We start from the raw sequence: 4005 nt of genomic DNA on the forward strand, positions 1-4005 counted from the left end.
ACACGATAGGGACTGAAGCGAATTATAATGGTATTATAAAAATGAGTGCTCTCGATTGGTTGCTATCTGAAAATAAGTAAAGTTGAGGGTAGACATGGATACTCTTATTTATTAATTAAAACTCAAAGACTTTTCAGCATGTGTGATTCATAGATGTGATTTGACAACACAAACGTAAACTGGACATTAAAGTCCTAAACTTTAACAATATAGTTGTAAACAAAGAGAGATTAAAAAAAATGTCAAATTTTACAGAAGCATATATTCCAAGTTTTGGATATGGTTGGTATAACGAATCTATTTCTTATGATGCTTTAACAGGTGTACATAAAAATCTATATGCAAAAACAGATCAAAAAGCTACTAATGGCAACCAACGAACAGATAATTCAAGTAACCCAAGTGGGTATCGTGTTAGAGCAGGGTTTGTTGATCCTAAAAGTGATAAAAGATTTTGGAATGTATCCGGTACACACTATGAAACCCTAGATAATGGGCGAGCTGTTTCTCAATACACATCTGCAAAAGTTTGCAATTTTAAATTTGGGCAGTTTTTATAAAATCTTATGAAAAAGAATAAAATTCTATTAATAGTTCTTGTGGTTGGTATTATTGTTTTAGGTATTGTAATTTTTATAAAATCTCAAGCAGTTACAGAAACAAAAAGATTGGGTAACGGTGAAAATACCAACCATAATGAAACGAGTTCATCTTCCAAACCATCTATCTAGTTTCCTTTGAAGAAGTTTTACCAATTTGGAAAGGCTAGGTTTACAACTATATTGTAAAAAACCTCTATTTTTCTAAACTGAAAAATCCATTGAGTTTAGAACTGTAATGTGGATTTATTCAATTAGATTTGATGTAAGTTGTTGATTTTACATTTTGCCAGTTTAAGACATTAATGTAAAAAGACAGTAACATGAGTGATGTGTTGTGTTGATACCTTAATTGCATCGATTTCCCGTTTTAACTTTTTCTGATGTTCAATTTCTTCTTTTTGCTACTTCTTAACTAGAGCCTCCAATTTTTTTCTTTCAAGTTCTTCTACTTTTGATAAGTTCTGATTTTCTTTAAGCGGCTTGGTATGAATTGCTGTTTTCTTTTTTTGAAGCTCGGCAACCTTGATTTGATATCTAGAAAGTTCCTGCTCTTTACGGCTAATTTCAGAATTAACTGTTTATTTGAATTCTATTGAAGATAATAAACTAGTTTAGCTAAAGGGAAACATCAAGAAAGGCCATCCTAAATTTTTTACAATGGACTGAATAAGGCTTATTTAAAACTGACTAAAGAAAAAGGGGTGTTGGGAACTTAAAGTAAAGGTGGTACTCAAACTGGTTACTAAATATCGAGTAGTCTCGATAATAAATATATAAAATAATAACTTACAATTTAATATGATGCGTATCATACGCATCATATATAAAGCTTTCTATTTTGATATAATTGATACAATCAACCCATTATTAGGTTTCATTTAAATTCCATGAGTCTTACTGAAATTAAAGTTCGCCAAGCTCATTGCAAGGAAAAAACCTGTTTTTTATCCGATGAAGATGGGCTTAGCCTGAAGATTGAACCGAGTGGAAGAAAATCTTGGTGCTATCGCTATACAGATCCACAAACTAAAAAACGTCGACGCATTCAGTTAGGTCTTTATCCTGATTTATCACTGAAAAAGGCACGACAAGTCAGAGATGACTTTAAAGACAATAATTTCTGTTTTGAACATGATACTGCCTCTAATGTCATCACCTTTGGTAAGGTCGGGGAGGAGTGGTTACAGTTCAAACTGAAGAATGCTTTCAACGATCTACCCCGCTGTGGTGTACTACAGTTAGCAGAAAGATGCTTACAGCAAGATATTTATCCAGACCTTCAGGATTTACCTTTTCAAAACATCAAGCGTTATGACCTGGTTTCAGTAATCAAAAAAATAGAGGGACGCCAAGTAAAAGAACCTGTCAAGAAAGCTTGTAGTTATTTGAACCAAATTTATGACTACGCTGTAGCGATGGGTTATTGTGAATTCAACATCGCGCATGGTTTAAATAAAATCGCCATTAACAGTAAAATCAAGAAGAATTATCCGTATTTGAAAGCGGAGGATATATCTGATTTTAAGTATAAATTAAAAAAATTGGATGCCCATCCGATTATTAAAAAAGCACTGATGTTTAAATTATATACTGGAGTGCGAGGGGCTGAATTGTTATTGTCTGAGCCTCATCATTTTGATTTAAATGAAAAAATATGGAAAATACCTGCCTTGCATATTAAACAGTTTCGACGAAAAGTCATATTAGGCCATGAGATTCCAGATTTTTTAGTTCCACTTTCAAATCAGGCTTTAGAGATTTTGAAAGACGTCATGCAGTGGTCATACGGTGAAAAATACCTTTTTGCTAGCCCTCGCAAACACAATCAACCGATTCATTTTAATACTCTAAATATGGCCATACGTAAGATGGGGTATGGCAAACATCAACTATCTTCTCATGGATTACGTTCAACTTTTAGTACCATTTTGAATGACTCAGGTTTGTTCCAAGATAATTGGATTGAGGCACAACTTTCACATATTGATAAGAACCGTACCCGTGCCAGCTATAATCACGCTGACTATTTAGCTCAACGGACTGAAATGATGCAGTGGTGGGGTGATTATTTAAGTACTAGTAAGTGAAAATCGTACTTTTAAACATAAAACATGATGGGATGTCAAATGGATAGTAAACAATATACTTACCGTGTTAAATGGTCAGCAGAAGATAATGGGTATGTTGGATTGTGTGCTGAGTTTCCATCATTGTCTTGGCATGATGCGGATCAGTCTAAAGCATTCTCAGCAATAGAGGAGCTCGTTGCTGATATGATTAGCAATAATGAAAAAGTTCCTACACCACTCTTTGGAAAAATATAGTAGGCTGTTTAATGTCCTTGTTCTCAGTGGTTCAACAAAAACTAGCCCTCGAAGCTGCAGATCTAAGTGTGGGCATGAACAAGAATTTATGCTTCATATATTCTGTAAATCGTATGAATTTGAATTAATAGGTATTTTAAAGAAAGTTTTCTTTGATTTAGTGTTTTTATATAAAAAAATAATTTTTAAAAACAACTTAGGCTAATTGATAAACACTATCTGGAAAGATTAAAAGAAAATATTTTTTAATTTCTGCTAATTCATTTAAGTTAGGTTCCCTTTCAAGCAGTTGAAATGTCCAAATAAGTACAGCCTGATGATTATCATAGCAAGAATTGACTCCAAGAAAATTAGCCATTCCATAACCCCTATCGATGTTCATTTCTTTAATTAGTTGATTTCCCAAGTCACGAGCTTGCTGGCTGATCCATAACTCATTTGGCAACATGGCGGTCATCTCCACAAAATAATCTAATGCAGCTTCAATCCTTATATTTAAAAAGTTATAATTTAGTTGAAATAGACAAATTATGCTTTCTATAAGTTGTAATAGTGTGCTGTAGGTTAATTTTAGCAGAGTATTACTCAGTCAACAACTTAAAATAACTTTTAGTAGGTTATTTTTTTGTAAATGAATTGATATATGATTACTTGTAAGTTATCCAGCCTCATGGGCGATCGAAGAATTTTAAAATTAAGTGATGTGGTACATGCGACAGGCATCAATCGTAATACGCTGACAAGTATGTATTATGACCGTGCTATACGTATCGAATTGCCAGTCGCTGATAAGTTATGTAAATACTTTAACTGTACGATGAATGATTTGTTTGAGTTTAAGGACGAAGTTGAAGAAAAAGATTAACCAATACTTCTTTTGATAAGTTTTTTCTACAGGTCTAATAATGAATTTTATAAAATTTCATCGAAAACAGAGATCTACTTTATTATTTATATAAAAGAATCAAACGAATGATAGAAGCGCAGATTCAAATCCCAAGTGCAACACATTTGTAGTTAGTTGAAAAAGTTAGGTGTATTCATAGAATCATTAGACTTTTTCAACTCGCAATTGGAAA

5 protein-coding genes are annotated in these 4005 nt (G+C 32.8%); 4 read left to right on the plus strand and 1 reads right to left on the minus strand.

Annotated elements, in window-relative coordinates; translation table 11 throughout:
• Positions 1-239: 239 nt before the first annotated feature.
• The 3 genes from ACG9ZB_RS16465 to ACG9ZB_RS16475 all read left to right on the plus strand — a co-directional run bounded on the left by ACG9ZB_RS16465 (position 240) and on the right by ACG9ZB_RS16475 (position 2926).
• The gene (locus ACG9ZB_RS16465; RefSeq protein WP_419263948.1) at positions 240-560 is read left to right on the plus strand and encodes a hypothetical protein; all 321 of its coding nucleotides are present in this window, start codon (positions 240-242) and stop codon (positions 558-560) included.
• A 929-nt stretch (positions 561-1489) separates the two neighbouring features.
• A complete protein-coding gene (locus ACG9ZB_RS16470) occupies positions 1490-2689 on the plus strand; it encodes a tyrosine-type recombinase/integrase (protein WP_419326784.1) in 1200 nt (399 codons plus the stop codon).
• Positions 2690-2716: 27 nt separating this feature from the next.
• Positions 2717-2926 (plus strand): antitoxin HicB, encoded by a 210-nt coding sequence (locus tag ACG9ZB_RS16475; RefSeq protein ID WP_419283921.1) that lies wholly within the window; start codon positions 2717-2719, stop codon positions 2924-2926.
• Between the two features lie 196 nt (positions 2927-3122).
• On the opposite strand, the gene ACG9ZB_RS16480 is transcribed toward ACG9ZB_RS16475, so the two are convergent.
• A complete protein-coding gene (locus tag ACG9ZB_RS16480) occupies positions 3123-3374 on the minus strand; it encodes a hypothetical protein (protein WP_004762875.1) in 252 nt (83 codons plus the stop codon).
• Positions 3375-3569: 195 nt separating this feature from the next.
• Between ACG9ZB_RS16480 and ACG9ZB_RS16485 the strand changes: the two genes are divergently transcribed.
• A complete protein-coding gene (locus ACG9ZB_RS16485) occupies positions 3570-3791 on the plus strand; it encodes a helix-turn-helix domain-containing protein (protein WP_004762874.1) in 222 nt (73 codons plus the stop codon).
• The last annotated feature ends 214 nt before the right edge of the window (positions 3792-4005 follow it).

Origin of the sequence: Acinetobacter johnsonii (genome assembly GCF_048551975.1) — a bacterium.
Classification (GTDB): Bacteria; Pseudomonadota; Gammaproteobacteria; order Pseudomonadales; family Moraxellaceae; genus Acinetobacter; species Acinetobacter johnsonii_A.